Origin of the sequence: Pseudoalteromonas sp. S3178, assembly GCF_005886985.1 — a bacterium.
GTDB classification, from domain to species: domain Bacteria; phylum Pseudomonadota; class Gammaproteobacteria; order Enterobacterales; family Alteromonadaceae; genus Pseudoalteromonas; species Pseudoalteromonas carrageenovora.
This window is the reverse complement of the sequence record NZ_PNCW01000026.1, coordinates 44,862-66,762: the sequence shown is the minus strand read 5'-3', so window position 1 is coordinate 66,762 and position 21,901 is coordinate 44,862. Positions and strand designations below refer to the sequence as shown.

Below are 21,901 nucleotides of genomic sequence, written 5' to 3'. Positions count from 1 at the left end.
TCCACTAGGTTACAAACCTCGCGCCGCGATTTAATCGCCCCTAGATTGAACAAATTTCAATCCGCAAAGATCAACACGCCCTAGGCAACCCTTATATAATTTAATTTTTTAACGTTTTAATTATTTTGCAGCTAAAACAGTGCTTTCTACAGAGCCGAAACCAATTCGTGCAAAACCTGATTTTTCACACCAGCCGCGCATAATCACGTTATCGCCATCTTCTAAAAAGCTGCGTTGCTCGCCATTACTGAGTGTTATTTTTTCTTTACCACCACGAGAGAGCTCTAATAAAGAGCCCGCTTCTTCATGCGTTGGGCCTGACTGAGTACCAGAGCCCAGCATATCACCAGGCATAAAGTTACAACCATTTACTGTGTGGTGCGTTACCATTTGTGCCACTGTCCAGTAAGAGTGCTTAAAGCTAGAGGTTGATACGCGAGTAGGTGAGTGGCCTTCGCTGCGCATTTTTTCAGTCTGAATTTTAACATCCATTTGAATATCAAATGCACCTTGCTCGCGGTTAGCTGCAGATTCTAGATACTCCATAGGTTGCGGATCGTTTTCATCACGTGTCCAGCTTGTTCTATAAGGGGCTAGTGCTTCAGTGGTTACAATCCAAGGCGATACGGTTGAGGCAAAGTTTTTTGCTAAAAACGGGCCTAGAGGTTGGTATTCCCATGCTTGTAAATCACGTGCTGACCAATCGTTGAATACACAAAAACCAAACACATGATTTTCTGCATTCTCAATGGCTATAGCATCACCAAGTGCATTGCCTTTACCTAAGTAAATACCAAGTTCTAGCTCGTAATCTAGGCGTTTACACGGGCCAAAAGAAGGGACTTCTGCATCAGGCGCTTTAGTTTGTCCTTTAGGGCGATGAAATGTTTGCCCTGATACATCAATAGATGAAGAGCGACCATGATAGCCAATTGGTACCCATTTATAGTTAGGCAGTAATGGGTTATCTGGGCGGAATAAGCTACCAACGGCTGTTGCATGGTAAATTGAGGTGTAAAAGTCGGTGTAATCACCAATGAGACACGGGAGTGAAAACTCTATATCAGCTTGTGCTATTAATGTACTTTCAATTTCTTTTTGTTGTTTTGCGCCTTCGCGAAGTGCTTTTGAAAGTGCTAAACGCAGTGCAGACCAATATTGTTGGCCAAGCCCCATAAACGTATTTAATGTAGATTCGCTTGCTGCATCTAGCGCTGTTTTAGCATCACCGGTAAAAATGTTTAAGTGGCTTAATTTTGCTAAATCGATAACCTGATCGCCTATAGCTACACCGCCACGAAAGGCCTCATTAGTGCCTTTGGTGCGAAACTCTGCAAAAGGTAAATTTTGAATCGGAAAATCACACTCTGCATTATTTGCAGAGCTTACCCAGCTTGTTAAATTAATATCATGGGTTTCGTTAATAAGGCTCATTACATTTCCTATTTATTTTTACTGTATAGCGACAAGGTATGGTTTATTTAATCATACTAGTGCTTGGCACAATACTTTTTAAATTTAAAACGACAAAAAGCAGCGAAAATCGCTGCTTTTAATTTACTCAAAAAAGTTATAAAACGCCGCGGCGCTCTTGATCGCGTTCAATTGATTCAAACAGCGCTTGGAAGTTACCTTCGCCAAAGCCGCCATCGTCAACACGTTGGATCATTTCAATAAAAATTGGCCCAAATAAGTTCTTAGAAAATATTTGTAATAAGTAGCAATTTTCACTTTGGCTATCGACTAATATTTGGTGCTCACGAATTTTTTCTTTGTCTTCTGCAACCCAAGGTACACGGTCAAAAATAGTGTCGTAGTACTCTGGAATAATATCTAAAGTAGCGATTGTTGATTTATCAAGCTTATCAAGAGAGCTTACTAAATCATCAGTTAAAAACGCTAAATGCTGAACACCAGGACCGTTGTATTCGCCAAGGTATTCGTCAATTTGGTTATTGTCGTTGCCTTTACCTTCATTGATTGGAATAGAGAAGGTGCCACAAGGTGATTTAAGAGCATACGAAATAAGCGCTGTTTTTTGACCTTTAATGTCAAAGTAACGGACTTCTGTAAAACCAAAAACATCTTTATAAAAGTTAGCCCATGTTTCCATTGTGCCTTTATAAACGTTGTTAGTTAAATGGTCGATGCGCATAAACCCTTTATCATCAACAATATTTGCTGTGGCTAAATCTTCAAAGTCGCTTTGGTAAATAGTACCTTTATCCCCAAACTGCTCAATAAAGTAAATTAGGCTGTCGCCAATACCGTAAATAGCAGGATAAGGTAAATCTTTGTGCGTTGAATCGGTTGCGGGTTTTGCACCACGCGCTACTGCTGTTTCAAATGCGTGCTGCGCATCGTTAACACGCCAGCCCATAGAACAGATTGCCGGGCCATGACTTTTAGCAAATTCGGCTGAAAAGCCATCGCGTTCGTTATTTAGTAAAAAGTGAATGTCGTTTTGGTTGTAGTAGACAATATCTTTGCCTTTGAATTTTTTTAATTTTGAAAAACCAAAATCAGTAAACACTTTATCCATATAGTCTGCATCGGGTGTTGCGTATTCAGTAAACTCAATACCAACTAAACCTAGTGGATTATTTGCTTCACTCATTTTTATTACTCCTGCAATAAATATTGCTACTGCGATTATGTGTTGTTGTCGTATTGAGCTAGATAATCAACCAGATTTTAGATTTGGGGAAGAGGGGGGCAATATTTAGTAAATAGCCTAACTGTAAATTAAATAAGACGTTTACTAAAATGTTAGTTTTTTACATTACGGTTTGAAATGCTAGAGGCAAAAGCAACTGTGGCTAATAGTGCGAGTTATATTTAACTTATTGTTCTATATTAATAAAAAAGAGGTTTTAAATAATTGAAACCTCTTTTAGTGATTATTATTCATTACGTTTTTTGTAATTAATTATTTACAGTTTGTGTATCACTGTTAAAAAACTTGTTACGTTGCTCTAGCCATGCGTTAGGTTTTATCTCAGGGGCTGCTTGATAGTGACGTTCAATAGTTTGATTTAACACACGGGTCGCAGGTTCAAAAGTAAGCTTTGATTGCGCGTTGCCCATGCTTTTAATTTCATCTCGGGTCATTGCACGTCCGGCATATAAAAGCGCATTTAAATAACCGGGCTCTGTTTCAAAGTTATTGTCTGTAAATAATAAAACAGCTGAGTTTAATGCCCATGTGCTATCAATTTCACCATCTTCTTTTACGCCAGCTAACTCGCCGTCTATATAAACCTCAAACACACCATTACTTGGTGCGGTATAAAATACAAATGCAACACGATGCCAATTTTGCGGTTGTGTATCACCAAAATAGCCGCTGTCGCTGGTTGATTTACCGTAGCCGCCACTCGGGTCGATAAACATATCGGCATCATCAGTTAGGTAGTCTTGGGTATTTGCTTGCATAACCGCGCGGTAAATATCTCTCCCTTCTTCTGGCCAATATAAGTCCATTACTAAGGTGTAGTCTGACACCATACCTTCGCTTGCATAATCGCCATTAGCGGGTGTATTTAATGTAATTAATAACCCTTCAGTGGGAGCATGCCTTGAAAACGCCATAACACCTGAGCTTGCGTCACTTAAATCTGAAATACCAAGTGCTTGAGTTGTATTATATTGTGTTTCATCAGGACCCCAGTTAGTTTGTTCTGGATCAAAGTAGCTCAGTACTGAAGGGCCATAATCTGCAGTTAAAGGGTTATTTGCATCGTCAAAATTCCATACTGTGATGTTGTTTTGCTCATTACATGAAAATAATTGATTATCGGTATCTAGGTATAAGCATTGGCTTGTTCTAAAGCGCGCGTATTGATCTAGTAACCACCATGCTTCGTCAATTGCTTCTACATTTGAAAAGGTCACGCCGTTAAAAAATAATTCAGGATTAAGCGCAGCGCCTTTAAATAAAGCGACCTGGTAGGTACTTGCAGCTTGTATATCATCAGGCTTTAGTAAAAACCAATCCGGTTGACTGGTAAACATGGTGTTTAAATCGCTGCCTGTAACCGTTACGCTGTATAGCGCATTAAACCCAGGCGTATTTGAAGGCTGCCTTTCTACATAATAGGCTTTATGAAAGTCTTCTTGTGTTAGTGTACCCGGTGTCCAGCGGGTTTGCACAAGTTCAGGATTTAAAAGTGCCGCAGTGATATTGCTCGAGTGAGCAGCTGCTAAAGCGGTTATTTCTGCAAGCTCTAAACTACTAGGGTAGTTTTCAGAAATAGCAATTTCTGTATCTGCATCAGGGGCATAACGGCCCATAATTTCATCAATTGCCAGCTTAGTCGGCTCATCGATTTCTGTCACGCTGTCGGTTTCAATTGTGCCGTAGCTAATTGTAGGCGACGTTTTATCTTGAGTGTTAAAGGTAAGTGTTACGTCGGTAATACCTTTTGCATAAAAATCTGGCTGTATAACAACGCTCCCATTCTCGAGCGTAGTATAACTTTCACCGCCGTGGGTATGGCCGCCTAAAACTAAATCTATACCGGTAACATCGGTTGCCATATCAATATCTAGGCCTTCACCTAAATGGCTTAGCATTACCATATAATCAACGTCGTCTTGGTATTGGCTTACTATACTTTGTGCTATTTGTTGCCACTGCCAGCTCATTTTAAACTGTTTAATAAAATCAGGAATAGGCTCATCGTCTATAGGTTCATCTAGCTCGTTCCATGGTACTGAGGTCATACCAAATACGCCCAAGGTAACACAACCTACTTGCACTTTAGCAAAGCCTACCGCAGCAAAGTCTTGTAACTGTTCGCCCTCATAGCGGGTATTGCTAGCAAGTACTATGGCGCTGTCATCTTGTGAGTAGCTCAGTAATTTTTCAGGCCCCCACGCGTAATCATGATTACCTACAACACGCAAGTCGAACTGCATTGCTTTTATCGCTTCTTCAGTTGCGCTGCCTTGTGATAGTTGCTCGGCAACAGTGCCTTTTTCGTAGTCATCACCCCCATTGGTAAAAAGGGTGTGCGGTGTTTGCGCTAACGCTTGGTTGTAGTAGGCTTTTATGCGGCTAAAATACTGCTCCTCATAACCAAATCGTGCGTGTAAATCGGCAACATGAATAAATCTTACTGACTGCTCAGTCGCGTTAATATCACAAGTTGGGCCAATATCAGCAAAGGCTTCGTTGCGCTGCATAATAATGGCATATGTGCCAAGCGTGGTTACTTGAGCGCTTACAAAGCCATCTTCAACGTAAGAGTTTTCAATAACTGCCCAGCCATCACCTGATTGACTAGCAATAAAGAGCTGCCCGCCTAACTGGTAATCATCTGGTATTTTTATGGTAATTGTTATTGGATTACTAAAAGAAACAGTGCTTGGAGTGAGTACATGTATATCAGAGATAATATTTAACAGTGCATTAGCATCATCTAAAACGGTTTTTTCGTAGGTAAGTTCAGTGCTTTGAGTTACTGCATTGGCAGGTACTGTAAGTAAAAAGTTGCCTTCATCAAGGCTCACATCTAGGCCTGCACTTGCAGATACTGTTAATTTACTTGGCTCTGGCTCGACTGGATCGTTAGGATTAGTTGTAACTTGATCATCTGAACCACCACAGGCAGATAATAAAAAAATACATAAAGTTAAAAATGTGGTGCGAGATAAAGTTAACAAGTGCATGTACTGCTTCCCTGAGTCTAGTTAAAAATTAATCAGGAGATAATACCAGTTAACAGAGCTGTGACATAGAAAATTGAGGAAATTTCCCCCATAGGAGCTATGGGGGAGGTTTTATTAATATTTATTTGAATTGCAGATAAATATTAAGCGACTTTTTCTTCTAAGCCTTGTTTTTCCCATACTTTAGCTTTAAAGCTCATAAGTACTAAAACAATACCAACACCAATGCTAAATAATGCAATTTGTAGGTAAAGATTAGGGATTTCTTGAACGTTATTCGGATCAAAGTTACCAGCTAGTATGCCCGAGATAACATTACCAATGGAATAAGTTAATACAAACACACCCATTAATTGGCCTGTATAGCGACGAGGCGATAATTTGCTTACTGCACTTAATGCTACAGGGCTTAAACAAAGCTCACCCACAGTATGCAAAAAGTAAGTAGTAACAAGCCAGTAAGGTGCAACCTTTAAACCTTCAGCAGCGTACTGAGCAGCCATAAACATAACTAAAAAGCCAGACGCCATTATAATCAAGCCAAATGCACATTTTACGCTGTAAGTTGGTGATATCATTTTCTTTGAAAGGTTAATCCATAGCGCTGCAAAAAATGGCGATAGAGCAATAATAAACAACGAGTTTAATGATTGAAACCACGTTGTAGGGATTTCAAAAGTACCGATAAGACGGTCTGTATAATCACGTGCAAATAAGTTTAGTGATGAACCCGCTTGCTCAAAACCAGACCAAAAACACGCAGAAGCAACACACACTAAAAATAGTGCCCACATTCTTTGTTTTTCTTCACCGGTTAAATTACCTTTGAAATAGATAAGCCCAAAGTACACAAAAAATATGGCAGTAAATATAACGGCTGTATAACCCGCTACAACTGAAGGGTTTATAATAATTGCACCGGTCATAGCTGCGACTGTAACGCCAGTAACAACAGCAACGAACAATGCGATAGCACCCCATGTGCGAGTTGTACCTTTAGCGCTTAATGGATTTGCAGGTAAAGCGCTGTGCTCTGGTAAATTATTAAGTGTACGCTTGTACTGTATTAAACCAATAGCCATACCTACAGCTGCTGCGCCAAATGCCCAGTGCCAGCCTACGTTTTCCATAAAGTAACCACATACGTAGTAACCAATTAAAGAACCTAAGTTAATACCCATGTAGTAAATAGCGTAACCGCCATCACGACGCTCATCAGCATCACTGTATAATTGGCCAACCATTGCGCTGATATTTGGTTTAAGTAAACCAGTACCTGTTGCTACAAATATTAAACCAATAAAAAATGAATATTCATGTGGAACAGCCAAAATAATATGACCAATCATAATGATTATACCGCCATACCACACTGCTTTTTGGCCACCGAATAATCTATCGGCAAGCCAACCACCAGGTAAACCTAAAAAGTATACCGCGCCTGTGTATAAGCCATAAATTGCAGCAGCTGATGCAACGGTAAAGGCAAGGCCTTCTTCTTGTAAGCTTGCTGTCATGAACAATACGAGCATAGCTCGCATACCGTAATAACTCATTCGTTCCCACATTTCAGTGAAGAACAATGTTGAAAGTCCTTTAGGGTGGCCAAACCAGCCACTATCTGGAGCTGAACTCATATTTACTTCCTAACTTTAAGTATTGTTTTGATGGCCTTATAATTTTTTGCTTTAGCTATTTTAGAATTTGTACGTACTAAAATGCTCGACCATCAGTATATTATTTGTAGCTAAGATAATGATTTGCTATATGGTAGTAACACCACAAGGTAAGAGACACACCCTTATCCTAGTTACAATTGCGCTCAAGTATACATATACCTTAGTGCGAGGGGAAGCATTCGCGATGTATCACCGCCTACCGCGTTAAAAGTCAGCGTAAGGAATAATCGGCGTGCCCGGAAACTCTAATGTACCGTATACAGGGTTAAAATAGTAACGGATATACAGCTGGCCAAAGTTCGGCTCGTAAAAGTCAGAGCGGTCAATGGCTAAGTAACCACCAAAAAACCAATGTGGTGTTACACGATACTCAAAGCTACCTTCTATATTATACGAGACTCCTGAGCTGTCATCACTTGCAAACACAGGATCAACGCCAGTGGTTAGCTCTCTCTCGTAAGCTTGTAATTGAAGGTCGGGATCGTTAGGGAAAAAGTCAATCGCTTGAGTTTTGGTTTGTGAATACGATACACCGGTTTTTAAGCGATAAACAAAATCATCACCCCACCGCGCGTCATAACTTAAAGGAACTGATAAGCCTACATAGTTTTGGGGGCTATAATAACCGCCATGACCCCAAGTTTCTTCACTTAAATTATACTGATAAGCCCAATGTAGTAGGCTTGCACCCACAGTAAACTCTCGGTCTTGGTTACTAATAACACGGTAATATGTACCACCCATTACCCTATAGCGTTGGTTATCTTTAACATTTTGACCTTTGTATAAGGTAAAGTCAGCACTTGACCAAAACCCCCAATTGCCGCCTAAGTCGTGTGAAACATTAGCAGTAAGGCCTGTAGAGCGAACTCCGCCCCAAACTTCACCGGTGTTTATATCTTCAAGGCCTGCATAAGAGAGTACTGAACTTGTTACAGGGCGCTTTTCAAGTTCTAGGCTATAACCAAAGTCACCAAAACTATCTGCATAATTTACACCCCATACAATATCTTCAATTAAAAAACCAAGTGGGGTAGTGCCTACATCTACGCGCCAATTTTCATTTTGCCAGCCAATACCTACATCTACACCGCTTTCCTCTGGTGTGACTTCATCGATTGCACAGGTAAAAATACACAGTGCACCTTGCCCGTAGCGGCTGCCTGCAAACTGTTCATCAAAACGTGTGGTTTGTGCGCTAATACTGGTAGGGTCTATTTTAATAAACCCTTGGCCTTGCCAAAGCGGAAAGTAAGCTTCAATAGGTACTGAGCCAGCGCCAAGTGTAGCGTCACTTTCTGTACTTGTCTGTCCGCTAAAATTAACGCCAATGGCAATGTAAGCTTGATTTTTGTTTTGTTCGTTTATTAGTTCGCGTTTAGCGCCATTTATATACCAAGGGTCGTTTTCATCTATTTTTAAAAGGGACCCATATAGCTCCTTATCGTTTAGAGTTCGATCAGGTGAAAGCGTTTGCGAATACCAAGTTTGAGCTTGCTCTGATTCATTAAAGTTACTAGCTACCTGTGCGCCCAAATAACGAAGCTCTTGATCGTTAGGGGATTTATTAATAAGTTGCTCAGCTAAAAAAAGCGCATCGCCTGAATAATTAAATTCATTGAGTGACGACATTATTTGGCGCTGTAAGTAATCCTCTTGCGATGTAGTTTGTACTATTGCTTGCTTAGTTACTTCTTTTGCTTGAAAGTCATTGCCAAGCTCTCTGTAAGCACTTGCAACTGCAAGTAATGCTTGAGGTTCAATAACTTGATTATTTTTAACTTTTTGTTGGTATAGAATAACGGCTGCTTCGCGTTGCTCTAGTGCTAGGTTTGCATTAATAAGTGCAGTAGTAGTCGCAGGGGTATTTTTATACTTTTGGTCAAGCTGGTTAAGCTTCGCAATTAAATCGCTGCCACTGTAATACTGGTTAATATAGCTATTTTGTAATTGAACATATTGTGTTTTTTCGTCTTCAGAGGCGCTCTCTGGTAAAACGTAATTTTCAAACCACTGTTTAGTTTTTTTCTCGTCGCCTTGCTCTAAAAGCCACTCACCGAAAAGCGTATGCCAATATGATGAAAGCGTAGGCTCGGCGATTAATGCTTTATCGATAAGTTTTAGGGCGTGTTTTTTCTCATCAATAGCGTACCAGCTACGTGATAACTCGGCTTGCATCGCAGGCGTTAAATTTTGCGCTTCTAAATTACTTAAGTGATAAATTGCCGTAGCTTTATTTTTAGTGTCTAAATGGCGCTCACTTTGAGTTAAAGACTGACTAAGTTTAAGTTGTTGCTCAAGTGCAATGATCTCTTCATCCCTAGCTTTAAAAGGAATGTATTGTAAGGTTTTAATTGCGCCTTGATAATCATCTATAGAGCGTAAAAAAAGCGCGTGGCTATATCGGATTTGCGAGTTTAGCGGAAATTGCCACAGCACATTATTAAACAAAGCGCGGGCCTTTTCAGTTAGGCCTTTTTGCTGATAAATAAATGCCAAATCGTAATAGAGCCAAGGTTGTTGTGGTGCTATTTCAATGGCGTCTTTTAATACTTTTTCAGCCTGCTCTAAATCCCCAGCTTGAGCTAAAGTGGTCGCTTTTGAGCGGTATTGGCTGCTTAAAGATACTGAGTATGAGTCTTTAATTTGATTTTTCTGAGCATACGATAAACTGTTATAAAACGAGGTAAGAGCTTGATCGTTTTGATCAAGTTCTGCTATTGCAAGTAAACCAATTAGCGCACTACTATTGAGTGGATCGCTTTTTAAAACGCTTTGATAGGTCAGTGCTGCTTGTGAATACTGACCTTGAGCAAATTGTAATAAGCCTTTGTTATAAAGAACGATATCTGAGTCTTGATCTAAAGACTCAGCTAAATCTAGCTTTAGTTTCGCAGTTTTATACTCTTCATTATTAATTGCATCTTTAGCTTGGCGTATATATAGCCAAAACTTTGCAGTTTTTGCTAAACCTTTTAATGTTTCACGTTCAGCAAAGTCTGCTGTATATTTTTGCGCGTTAGTAAAGTATCTGTATGACTTAGTATTATCACCAAGCCTTAGGTATAAAATTCCAAGGCTGCGCATAATAGCTCCATCTTTAGGGCGACCTTTTAACGCGCTTAAAAGTAGAGGCTCAGCAGAGGTTAGTTTATTCTTTTCAAGTAACTTCTCGCCTCTTACCCATAGTTGATAAGCAGGATCTGCAAGGAGCGTTTGACGCGCTTTTAAATCTTTTCTGAAGTCTTGATATTGAAGCTCCCCTTTACTGCTAAAAGGGTAAATAGAAAAATACTTTTTAAACTGACTATCGGTTTGTCTATTTATTGGCATGCTAGCTAATGCGCTAAGCCAAATTTCTTCTACTTCGTTACTAAACGATGATGTAGAGCCGTATCGACCTAATAGCTCTATTGCAACTTGGTCATTAGGGTCTTTTCTAAGTAGATGCCTTGCATAAGCTATTTCTACCAAACCTATATTAGAGTAGCTTTTTAATAACTTTTCATAACCCTTCTTAACACTTGCCCATTGCTCACTGTCTTGTCCATACCAACTTAAGTGCTCTAGCTCGTAATTAAGCGTAGGGTAGGTGTTTTTAAAAATTTTATTGTATATTTCGCGAGCCTGTTCGTAACGCCCTGCTCGAGAAAGTAGCCTAGCTTGTTGAATTAAAGATTTATCTTTACTCTCAATACGAGAAAGTATTTTAAGCTTTTCAACACAAGGGGCTTGCTTTGTGAGTCCGTTATCTATTTTGCTTAGCAGCTGGTTGGCTTTTGCAGATTCGCCGTTAGCAAAATCATAACGTGCAACAGCACATTGTGTTTCAATACGAGCAGGCGCGATAGCTACGAGCTTGCGTAAGCTATCTTCAACAAGCTTTTTGTTTTGCTGTGCCTCGCCAATGCTTATTTGGCTTAACAACCAATCAACAGACTGTGTATCAATATCGTTGACTGTATTAGCACTTAATCCAGAGCTAAGCGCTAATGTGCATGCTAGGGCAAACCTTAACGGCATTCAGTGCTCCATGCTGGTTGTAGCGTCCCATCTGCTGTTATTGAAAAACGATTGTTAAATGTACTAGTACCAAATAAGTTAAGTACACTGTCGTAATAACGTGTTTGAGTAAATGATTTATCGACCATTAGCTTTTGTTGAATAGCCATTACAACAGCGCTATCTGCATTTTCAGCAAGTAAAGGTAGTAGCGCTGAGTTAAAGCCAGCAGGGCCTCTTTTTTCAGACCTTCCAGTTTTAGCAAAAGTATTTAAAGGTACATACCCTCTATCATTAATTGTCTCTATAAAAGGCTTAAACTGTGCTAAAAGTTCTTTTTTGTAAGGAGCATCGTTTGCCATCATGCTAGCCCATAAATACACTCTAATTGCGTTATAGCTACCTAAATCAATTGTTTTTCTATCATAGTAAAACCCGTTATTAGCATCATACATCACCCAGTCAGGGCTAACCCCTTTATTTGCGGTATCTAAAATAAGCTTTGCTGAGCCCTCATGTAGCTGGTGCCAAGGAGAATGTGGGTATAATTTTTTAAACTGCTGGTAAATAAATAAAGGAGAGTAACTGGGATTTAGTTTAAAGCGCTCATTATCAAATTCAAAACCTGATGGAGCGGGTAATAGTGATAAACCAAGACCTGAAATATACGCTGTTTCTTCACGCATTATACGCTGTGCAACCACTGAAGCTAAAATACTGTAGCGACGGTCATCCCAAAGCATAGCCGCTTGCGATAGGCTGTAGGCAATCCACAAATCAGAGTCGGAAGCAGGATTTGAATCTAAAATTCCGGTTTCATTATCGTTATTAATTCCCCATTGCCATGCAGGTAAGCGAGTACTTAAATCGCCTTCAGATAAATGCTCTTGAGTCCAATCAAGGATTAAGTCAAACATTGCTTTATCGTTGGCAATTACAGCAAAAAATAATGCGTAAGATTGCCCTTCAGAAGTCGTTATGTTTTTCTCGCTACCTAAGTCTATAACTCGCCCATCTTGGCTTATAAAGTTATTTTTAAATGTTTGCCATGCGCCCCATGGCTTACATTGTTCTATTTGCGCGCTGGCATTAAAGGTTATTAATGCAATCACAGTTAAAAATATATTAATGAGTGATTTCATTATTTATCTCCTTCAGCTAAGCGTTTATAGGTAAGCGCTTGTAGTAATCGCCATATAATAAATGAGATCAATAGCAGCGTTAAAATTGAGAGCAGTGCAAGTACAAATGGATGATCTGATAAGTGGAACCAGATTAAGGTATGCACTGGAATATGACCAACAAAGTACTGCTCGTCAGTCTTAATGGTTTTGATCCCTTGTGAGTTAATAACTGCTGCACTGCCTTTTATTTGGGCAAGAGTTTGTGAATTCATTAGTGCATTATTTAACAAGCTAAATCCATTATGAGAAGTCGCGCTTAGCGAAACAATCGAACGCTCAGAATCAAACGGAGATTGAAAGCCAGTTATTACGGCCATATCGCCGCTACTTTTTATGCTCACTTGTACTTTTTCAGATTCGTTCTCATCATAGGCACCGTTGTAGATAGCTTGTTTAATAGCACGTTGGTTGCCATTTAATAAGATATTAGTTTGTGCATTTTCATCAAGTTCGTTAGCAACGCTGCTTGCTTTAGCAATCACTAAAATATCTTTATCATCTAAGTCAGCATTTTGATTTAAGTGTGCAACACTCATTCTATGTGTTGGGTAGCCTGTAATTGCACCAAAATGACCTGTTAAATTAAGCAGTACCGAAATTACTTCTGGAGTCGGTTTCTCGTCAATAAGTACGATGGTTTGTTGTAAATCAGCGTATTTTGTAAATGGAAAGCCGCTGTTAGCAAATACATTTAAATCCGGTAATGCAATGTAGTGATCAAACCCGCTCACATCAATATTAGAGTTTCCATCTATTACGCCAAATTCTCCACCAGGAGGAGCGGCTGGACATTCTCCTTTTTGGAGCACAGCAAATCTAAAGTCAAAGTTAAGTTCGTTTCGGTTAGCGAGCTTAATACCGTCTAACGAAAAATCTTCAGCACTTTGAGTTGTATCTGTATTGGCTATTAATGGCAGTAATGTTTTGGTTGTTGTGAGCGATGAATCATCTTTTTCTAATAAAAAGCCACTAATAAACTCTTGGTTTATTAGCATATTTAAGCGCGAGTCTAAGGTTTCACTTTCAGGTGTATTACGGTATTGCAACGTAATAGGAATACCTTTTTCGCGCCACGTAAATAAATCTGGTGCAAAACGAATATTTAATTTAACAGGGCCATTGTTTAGGCCTTGTGCTTGTAATTGAGTTGGGTAGTCAGTTAATTCATCAAAATGAACTGGGCGGTCACCTCGAAGCCAGCGCGGGGCATCGTATGCTTTACGCAGGGGCAGTTTGTTTATTGCTTCTATACTTGCGCTTCTGCCGGTCATTATTTTGTGCCCAAACACAAGGCCAGTTACTGCTGTTTTTAAATCTTCTTCGTCACGGCCAAGTATTAACAACATTTTGTTGTATCTATGAACAGGGCTTGAGATGAGTTCTATGGTTGGCTTTTCGACATCAGGGTAATCTTTTAAAAAATCAGGTTTAGAATCGTTAGTAATAAATACGATGCTATGCTGCTGTGGTGCTTTATTTAACACTACCGGAAAGTTCGCGCCTCGCCAATCTGCTTGTGCACCAAACCAGCTAGATAATGTAGCAGCTGCTTCAATGGCTTTAGTACCTGGTGTTGTTGCAAAAATAAAGGGTAAATTTAATTTGCTGTAGTCTTTATCATCAAAAAATGGTTCTGGTAAATATTCAAGACGGCTATCAATTGCTAATTGTTTTTGATCAAGCGTGATATTGCTCGACTTGTTTATTTCAGTCCAAATAGAGCGGCTAAAGTAGTCTTGGCATTGTAAATCATAATAACCAACAAGCTCAAAGCGAACCTGGTTGAAGTCTTGAACGTATTTTGCGTTAAGACTTAAGCTGTGGTTAACCGTATTCTTAACAACACTTAACTTATCGTTTACTGGTAAAACGGTAACTAGATTATCGTTAAAATAAACTTTTAAATGCGACACATTAGCGATTAATGAAGGTGAGTTAGTGTATGAAAAATTAAGCTTTAAATTTGTGCTTAATTTATCAATTCTATTTGTAAAATCGACGCGTGAATTATTATTTATTCCATCTAGCTTGTAGCCATTAAAACCTAATGCCTCAAAATCTAAACGCAGACTTGAAACCTGCGCACTCTCGGGATATCCATTTATAAACATAGACTTATCATGCATGGGCTCTATAGCAAGAGCCTGATAGGCACTACTAATGAGTAACAATGTCAGAAATGTATTAAGCAGCTTTTTAATCATAATTATTATGCACTATCGGTTTTTTTGGAGTGAATGAGTTTACGTAAATGACAATATTAGTCATAAACTTAATGATAGGTTGTAACTGCCTTGGAGCATGAAATAATAAATTACTAAAGCCCCTCAAACTTGTTTTTTGTACTTCTTTAAAGCTATACGACGGACGATCATGTCTAAAGTTGTTTTGCCAATCTAGCCATGCATCCGCTCTTGAGAATGTGCATTGAATAAAGGCACGTTGCTTTTCAAGCGATAAATCTTTAATTGTTAAACCTATTTGTTTTTTACGGGTATTACATACGTGGGTTGTAAACGAAAACTGTTTATTACCGCGGCTCATTAAGAGCTCTATTTTATCGTTAACACGACATAAGTGTGCATGCTCAGTTTCAATTCCCACGCCATTATCGGAGTAATCTGTAATTTTAACTTTTAAGGTATGCCCATTAGCTAATCGAATACCCGCCGGAAAATTAGCTTTAATACGATGTGATTGCCTTACTTGTCGTGCCTCGGCAGCTACAGCAACGGCAGCGCCTAAAATAATAATATTATAAATAGCCCAGCCCATACTTATTACAAGTACGCCTATTTGGCTCGGATCGCCCAGAACGAGTCTTAAAATGCCTACAAGTATACCAAGTAAGTTAATCATTAAGAGGATCAAATAAGGTTTAGAGATACCCCAATCGTAATGCTCTTCATCGTTTAGGCCGCCTTTTTCAGTAACATTAAACTTACCTTTATTTGGGTTGAAAAGTGCCACGGTAGTTGGTTTTAAAATATACCAAGCAAGTACAGATTCGTAGACTTCTCCCCAAAATGAGTATCTATATTTGCCTTGAATACGCGAATTGGTTGCTTTTATTTGGATAAGTGTTGGCACAACATAAATGAATATGGCTAAAAATGGGGCGTAAATAATATATGCATTAAAATATATAAGTGCCAGTGGTGCTGTTAAAAAAACAATACGAGGAATACCAGAGAGGAAATGCAGCATTGCGTTTATGTAACACAGGCGCTGAGGAACACTTAAGCCTTTCCCCATTAATGGATTATCGAGTCTAAAAATTTGTGCCATACCTCGCGCCCAACGAATACGCTGGCCAATATGAGCTGAAAGGCTATCTGTAGCAAGACCCGCAGCTTGTGGAATGTTTATATAAGCTGTTTTATATCCAGCGCGCTGCATACGAAGTGCTGTATGTGCATCTTCTGTTACCGTTTCAAAAGCAAAGCCGCCAATGTCTTCAAGTGCTTCTCGTTTTAATACCGCACAAGAACCACAAAAGAAAGTGGCATCCCACATGTCGTTACCGTCTTGAATAAGTCCATAAAATAGCATGTTTTCATTTGGGATTTGGCTATGGTTATTAAGGTTTCGCTCAAATGGATCAGCAGAGAAAAAGTGGTGCGGTGTTTGTACTAAACATACTTTACTGTCTTTTAAAAATTGCCCCATAGTCATTTGTAAAAATGAGCGAGCAGGGACGTGGTCACAATCAAAAATAGCAATATATTCGCCATCGGTATAGCGCATTGCACTATTCATGTTACCGGCTTTGGCATGGTTATTATCTGGTCGAGTTAAATAACCTACGCCGACTTCTTTGGCAAATTCGCCAAATTCAGGGCGTTTACCATCATCAAGTATATAAACGTTTAATTTATCTGCAGGCCAGTCAATACTTAATGCCGCAAGAGTAGTTGGTTTTACAACACTTAAAGGCTCATTGTAAGTGGGTATGTAAACATCAACCGTGGGCCATAAATCTGTATTTTTAGGTAAAGGAATAGGTTTACGTTCAAGCGGATTAATAGTTTGAAAAAAGCCTAAAATAAGCACCAGCCACGCATAGGTTTCTGCAAGTAATAAACCAGCACCTAAAGCAAGTGCTACAGGGTCATCCCAATTTAAGGTCTCAGTATAACGCCACCATAAATAGCGAGAAGAAGTCGTTACAGAGAGAGTGATCATGACAATGGTAGCCATTTGACCTTTTACGCGCTTAAGTGCATATGCAACTAGTAATATAAAGCTGATAAAAACGGCCTGCGCTTCTAGGCTAAATGGAATAGTGATAAAAATGGCTAATAAAAATAAAATAAATGCGAGCATCAAATATTTTATGGGTTTATTTTGCCAAATACGCGCTTCAGACATTGCTTTAAATGCGCTTTTTTTAGGAGCTTTTTTATTTTTTGAAAGTAAGCGTCTAATTAGTTTACCTAGCTTTAAATCGAACCAGCGCAGTTGCCTTAAAATATAGCTAACTCGGTCGTAAAAGTAGTCTGTTGCAGTTTCCTTTATAGAGTACGAGCTAGCTTTGGGCTTATTTTTAAAAAATATTAAAAACAGGCTTTGAATAATAAAGCGTATTATATTTGAGTAAATATAGGTCCTGTAAGGCAATCTCAAGTGCGGGTAGTAACTGTAAAGTACCAATTCAAAATCAAGTTTATGTTTTTTGATATTTATAAACAGTGAACTAAATAAAGTAATGAAGGGCATTAAAAAAGCCTCAATTACATTTACTTTATGTTGGTTAAAGTAGCTGTGAAATTTAAATAAAATATAACGTACAAGCTTATCGGTAAATAAAATACTCAACAGTATGTATAAGGTACTGTGTATGGGGCGTTTATAAAATAAAGTAAAGCTCATTGTTATAAAGCCGCTTTACTAACAAGCCAACCAGCGAGTGTTTCAAAATCATCATTGGCAATACTGTACGGCGCACAGTTAAGTGCAACATTTCTATAAGCCGTTGATTCTTTAATAACCTCATCGCTGTTAATAAAAAATGGTGCCATAAGAGGGAGAGTTGATTGCCAAAGTGAAAATAAGTCAAACTCGAGTACAGAAGCTGAATTATAACGATTAACTAAAAAATAATGCTTCCAGTTAGACTCTGAGCTTTTTAGTTTTTGTAGTCGTTTGTAAATTAGACTGTGGCAAATAGCATCGCAATTTATAAGCTCAATAACTATATCATTCGGTTTTAGAGGAAAACGCTCTAAATCAATATAAGAAGGGCAATCGAACAAGAACCAAGTATTTTGAGAACAATCCAACTTTTCGCAATTGTTAATTGTGCTGATAATTTCGTTTTGGTCAGCTTTATTATCACCAAAAGGTAAAAATATGACTCCGTCACTATCTTGGTGAAAGTGTACAAGTGCATCTTCAAAGCAGCCTTCGTTACTCCACCCCTTAGTTGACTTCCAAGGTAGACCAAAGTGTAAACCCAGATCACTTTTTGCATCTAGGTCTATAGCAACAACATTTGCATCAGATTTTTTTAATACGCACGCAAGGTTAGCAACAACAGAAGTGCTACCCAACCCACCTTTGATACCTTTAACAAAAACTCTTTGCAACGTTACATTACTCGCTATTATTTGAACTTATTAATGTGTTTAGTTCGCTATTTATTTCTTTTAATAAAGCATATTTATTGATTGTTTGGGTGTTTTTTTGTTTATTTACAATCTCTATGTAATCTTCGCTTTTGCCACCAAAGCGACGCGCTAAATTTTCTATGTCACTAGATGTTAACGTTTGTGAATCTTTATAAGCTAAACTGCGCATCATAACCTTTATGTAATATTTTAATTATTTTTATTTAAAGTGGACAATATTTGGCTATTATATATAGAATAGCGGGTAAAACTAGTAAAAAAGTATTTTTTTATAGGGCGTTTTAAGTGCATAACTTTAACATAACGGGATTAGAGCCTGCAGCAAAAGAGTTAAAATCGGCTTCAAGTTATGCTGTTTTGGCCCCTTTAGACAATTTTGTGATTGAACTGGCGTTACATTCAATTAACCCTAGCTTGGTTGATGATATATTTATAGTTTCTCAAGAAATTGAATCATTTTTTGACTCTTCTTTTTCTCAAGCGTTAAACTCAGCATATGAAAAAAATAGAGTTCATCCCTTTTCACTTTCCTCAAGCACGCAACAATATAGTGCTCAGCATATTAATAAAAATATAATAAAAGAGATCAGTGCTTATAAGCGTCTAAACAAGGCACTTGTATTTATTCATTTTAATACTGCACAAATTAATAGTGTTGATGATATTAGTTTGAAAGTAATAATGAAGGATTATTATACGTTTGCGCAAAAAACGGGCGTTACATTATTATTTTTAATATCGGGTCCTGATGTAGCTAATTATCGTTTTTTATTTAGGCGCTTAAATAAATATCTAGATGGATTGATGTTTGTTGATAACGACTCCGCAGTGCGTGTACTCGAATATGACTACTGGCGCCACAGTCGAGGAATATTAGCGGGTGAACAGTTTCAATTATCGATAGATAATCATCAACTAATAGTACAAGAAGCTTTAAATAACAAAAATAAAACACTTCAAGAGTCCGGTTTTACTGATGAGGATGAAGTGTGGCTAGTTCAAAGTGTAGTGCCAGAGGGGACTAAATTACCAGCTCATTATAAAAGCTTAAAAGATAACAATGAGCTATTTAATAAAGGCCCCAAAGTAGAAGCAGCGACATTAATTTTTGCAGTTACACGCTATACCGACTTAGCATTATTAGGCAAACAATGTTTTGAATTAAGAAAAAACTGCGGCCGTTGGTTAAAGTTAGTTATTCAAAATGTAGATGGTGTGATCCGTCATCAAGATGAATGCTTACTTTTAACGCTTGGCGTAAACCTTATTTTATATAGCTCATCAGAGCCGTCTAGGTTGTTATCGCAAGTACAATCAATCCAAGGTTTTCAGTACACTAGGCCGTTGCCTCCTTCAGTAGAGCATGTGCTAAAATACACTGAAAACACGTTTTCTAAGGGTTATTTACCTTTTAACGAATTTACTAAGCAAGTAGAAATACACAGTGACTCCGCGGTTAACCTTGGTGTGAGTGGGGTATTAGTTAAATTAGAGCTTTTACCAAGAATAGATCCAATTCATCCCCTGCATTTATTTCATATTAAGCGTGAAGGAGATGTATTTAGTATTGCAGAAAATACAGTGTATTTGTATTTACATGCATGTAGAGAAAATGATGTAAATAATGCAATTAAGCATTTATTTAAATTAACAACGAGTGATTTTTTTGCACAGCAAAATGTAATCTCTGATCATTTTTATATTCAACAAGAGTGTAAGCAGCTTAGGCGCTTTTACACTGGCAAAAACCTTGTAGATTATTCTAAGCAATTGGCAGAAAATGATAGTTACAAGTTTGCGCCTGACATGGCTAAAAGCGTTATAGATGACTTAGAAACACCCGAGTTTATTGATAAGGGCAGAGCCGACGCAAAACCTTTTACAATGAAATTAAAAGGTAGTGTATGAGTATTAATCAACTTTTTTTGACAGCCTTTTTGGCGATGATTTTAGGTGTTGTGTTGTGCTTGTTTGGTACGCACTTACTAACACGTATAAAACAATATTATTATAAGCTTACTTTTAAACATGAAGTACTTGAACCTTATACACCAAATAAAATAAAAAAGGATAAGCAGTGAAATTGTCAGGCTTAGGGGTGTGGAACCTTTATTTTTTAGTTAAATTTGCCCTTTATTATTATGGCGCAATAGATTTTAACGTACTTACAAATGCAGCTTTAGCTGCAATGCTAGCTATTGAGTTTAAAAAGCCATTAATCGAAAAAGCCAAACATCTATTAGGTGGTGTGTTAGCCGTGGTACTGCTTTACCAAGACTCATGGCTGCCACCAATTAACCGATTAACTAAGCAAGCGGGAAATGTTCAAGATTTTAGTTTTGGTTACTTTATAGAGTTAATCACCCGCGTTATTAATGTTGATATGATATTAGCTTTATTCGTTATTTGTATATGTTTTTGGTATACATCTCAGTGGATACGTTTTACTACAGTAACGGTTGTAGGACTTTTAGTGATGGGCTGGCAAAGTGGCGATTCTCAATCACACCTTGTGAGTAATACACCAAACTCTGCTGCAGTGGCACAAACTCAAAGTTCTACACAAACACAAGTAATTACTGAAGCTATTCAATCTCCAGATCAAAAGCTGGCTGACTTTTATCAACAACAAAGTTTATTAACGAGTAACTTTCCAAGCCAGGTGAGTGGTGAGTTGTTTGATGTAATTATATTGAATGTTTGCTCAATGGCAGTTGCGGATTTAAAAGCTATTGGTGTAGACATAACAGACATGTATGACGATTTTGATGTGGTATTTTCTGACTTTAATTCGGCGACCTCATACAGTGGTCCTGCTGCAATTAGATTACTACGCGCCAGTTGCGGACAAACAAGCCAAACAGCATTATTTAAAGATGCACCAGAGCAATGTTACTTGTTTAAAAACTTAGAAAAACTAGGGTATCAAAACAATGTTGTAATGAACCATGACGGTCATTTTGATGAATTTAAAGGCTTGATTAATAAGTACGGCGGCTTAAATAGTACACCGTTTAATATAGACTCTATGCCAGTTGCTCAATATGGTTTTGATGACAGTCCAATTTATTCTGATGGTGCAGTACTAAATGGTTGGTTAGACACTCAAGCAAAAGACTGTAAACCTTGTGCTATGTATTACAACACAACAAGTTTACATGATGGCAATCAACTAGCTAATCGAGCTCGTATGAACAGCCAACAGAGTTACCCTATAAGACATAAAAACTTGTTTAGTGATATCAATACGTTTGTAAAAAACCTTGAGAGCCGTGGTCGTAATGTAATGCTTATGATAGTGCCAGAGCACGGCGCAGCATTAAAGGGTGATAAAGTGCAATTTGCCGGTTTGCGTGAAATACCGAGTCCTTCTATTGTCTCGGTGCCTGTTGCTATTAAGTTTATAGGCCCTGACGTACAAAACTACTCACAAATTGTTGTCGATGATTCAACCAGTTATTTTGCTCTATCACAGCTTGTTAGTAAGGCACTACAAACCGATGTTTTTGGCGGGAAAAACAGTGTTGCTAACTTACTTGAAAACCTACCTAAAGCCCCTAAAGTTGCTGAAAATGCCGATACAATTATGATGTATGTGAATCAGCGTCCATACATACAATTAGATGGCGGTGACTGGACAGCGTACCCTCAAGGTAACTAATATCGTGTTCACTTAAACGCTACTTTTAAAAGGTAGTGTTTAAGTGAGCGGATTTTAGTATACCTGCTTGTC

Annotated in this window: 13 protein-coding genes; 3 read left to right on the top strand and 10 right to left on the bottom strand. The window is 38.3% G+C overall.

What is annotated here, in order from left to right; translation table 11 throughout:
- Positions 1-120: 120 nt before the first annotated feature.
- From fahA to bcsR, 10 genes are all read right to left on the bottom strand, one after another.
- Positions 121-1,434 carry a fumarylacetoacetase gene (fahA, locus tag CWC11_RS08105; protein ID WP_138682276.1) on the bottom strand — a complete coding sequence of 438 codons (1,314 nt, stop codon included), beginning with the start codon at positions 1,432-1,434 and terminating at the stop codon, positions 121-123.
- A gap of 136 nt (positions 1,435-1,570) precedes the next feature.
- Positions 1,571-2,617 carry a 4-hydroxyphenylpyruvate dioxygenase gene (gene hppD / locus CWC11_RS08100; protein WP_058547348.1) on the bottom strand — a complete coding sequence of 349 codons (1,047 nt, stop codon included), beginning with the start codon at positions 2,615-2,617 and terminating at the stop codon, positions 1,571-1,573.
- A gap of 308 nt (positions 2,618-2,925) precedes the next feature.
- Positions 2,926-5,673, bottom strand: a complete 2,748-nt coding sequence (locus tag CWC11_RS08095) for a metallophosphoesterase (RefSeq protein WP_138682275.1) — start codon at positions 5,671-5,673, stop codon at positions 2,926-2,928.
- 143 nt (positions 5,674-5,816) lie between these two features.
- Positions 5,817-7,310, bottom strand: a complete 1,494-nt coding sequence (locus CWC11_RS08090; protein WP_138682274.1) for a peptide MFS transporter — start codon at positions 7,308-7,310, stop codon at positions 5,817-5,819.
- Positions 7,311-7,556: 246 nt separating this feature from the next.
- Entirely contained in the window at positions 7,557-11,375 is a 3,819-nt protein-coding gene (locus CWC11_RS08085; RefSeq protein ID WP_138682273.1) for a cellulose synthase subunit BcsC-related outer membrane protein, read from the bottom strand.
- The gene (gene bcsZ / locus CWC11_RS08080) at positions 11,366-12,496 is read right to left on the bottom strand and encodes a cellulose synthase complex periplasmic endoglucanase BcsZ (protein ID WP_138682272.1); all 1,131 of its coding nucleotides are present in this window, start codon (positions 12,494-12,496) and stop codon (positions 11,366-11,368) included. The genes CWC11_RS08085 and bcsZ overlap by 10 nt, the downstream gene beginning before the upstream one ends.
- Positions 12,496-14,742 (bottom strand): cellulose biosynthesis cyclic di-GMP-binding regulatory protein BcsB, encoded by a 2,247-nt coding sequence (bcsB, locus tag CWC11_RS08075; protein ID WP_138682271.1) that lies wholly within the window; start codon positions 14,740-14,742, stop codon positions 12,496-12,498. Before bcsB ends, bcsZ begins: the two co-directional genes overlap by 1 nt.
- A complete protein-coding gene (gene bcsA, locus CWC11_RS08070; RefSeq protein ID WP_138682270.1) occupies positions 14,735-17,410 on the bottom strand; it encodes a UDP-forming cellulose synthase catalytic subunit in 2,676 nt (891 codons plus the stop codon). Before bcsA ends, bcsB begins: the two co-directional genes overlap by 8 nt.
- Before the next feature lie 2 nt (positions 17,411-17,412).
- Positions 17,413-18,126 (bottom strand): cellulose biosynthesis protein BcsQ, encoded by a 714-nt coding sequence (gene bcsQ, locus CWC11_RS08065; protein ID WP_138682269.1) that lies wholly within the window; start codon positions 18,124-18,126, stop codon positions 17,413-17,415.
- A 7-nt stretch (positions 18,127-18,133) separates the two neighbouring features.
- Positions 18,134-18,337 (bottom strand): BcsR/BcsP family cellulose biosynthesis protein, encoded by a 204-nt coding sequence (gene bcsR / locus CWC11_RS08060; protein ID WP_058547356.1) that lies wholly within the window; start codon positions 18,335-18,337, stop codon positions 18,134-18,136.
- 116 nt (positions 18,338-18,453) lie between these two features.
- Here bcsR and bcsE point away from each other — a divergent pair, with 116 nt between their 5' ends.
- From bcsE to bcsG, 3 genes are read left to right on the top strand one after another with little or no spacing between them, the layout of a single operon-like run.
- A complete protein-coding gene (gene bcsE / locus CWC11_RS08055) occupies positions 18,454-20,076 on the top strand; it encodes a cellulose biosynthesis protein BcsE (protein ID WP_138682268.1) in 1,623 nt (540 codons plus the stop codon).
- On the top strand, positions 20,073-20,249 hold the full coding sequence (locus CWC11_RS22810; RefSeq protein WP_171038406.1) for a hypothetical protein: 177 nt from the start codon (positions 20,073-20,075) through the stop codon (positions 20,247-20,249). Before bcsE ends, CWC11_RS22810 begins: the two co-directional genes overlap by 4 nt.
- Positions 20,246-21,829 (top strand): cellulose biosynthesis protein BcsG, encoded by a 1,584-nt coding sequence (gene bcsG, locus CWC11_RS08050; RefSeq protein WP_138682267.1) that lies wholly within the window; start codon positions 20,246-20,248, stop codon positions 21,827-21,829. The genes CWC11_RS22810 and bcsG overlap by 4 nt, the downstream gene beginning before the upstream one ends.
- Positions 21,830-21,901 lie beyond the last annotated feature (72 nt).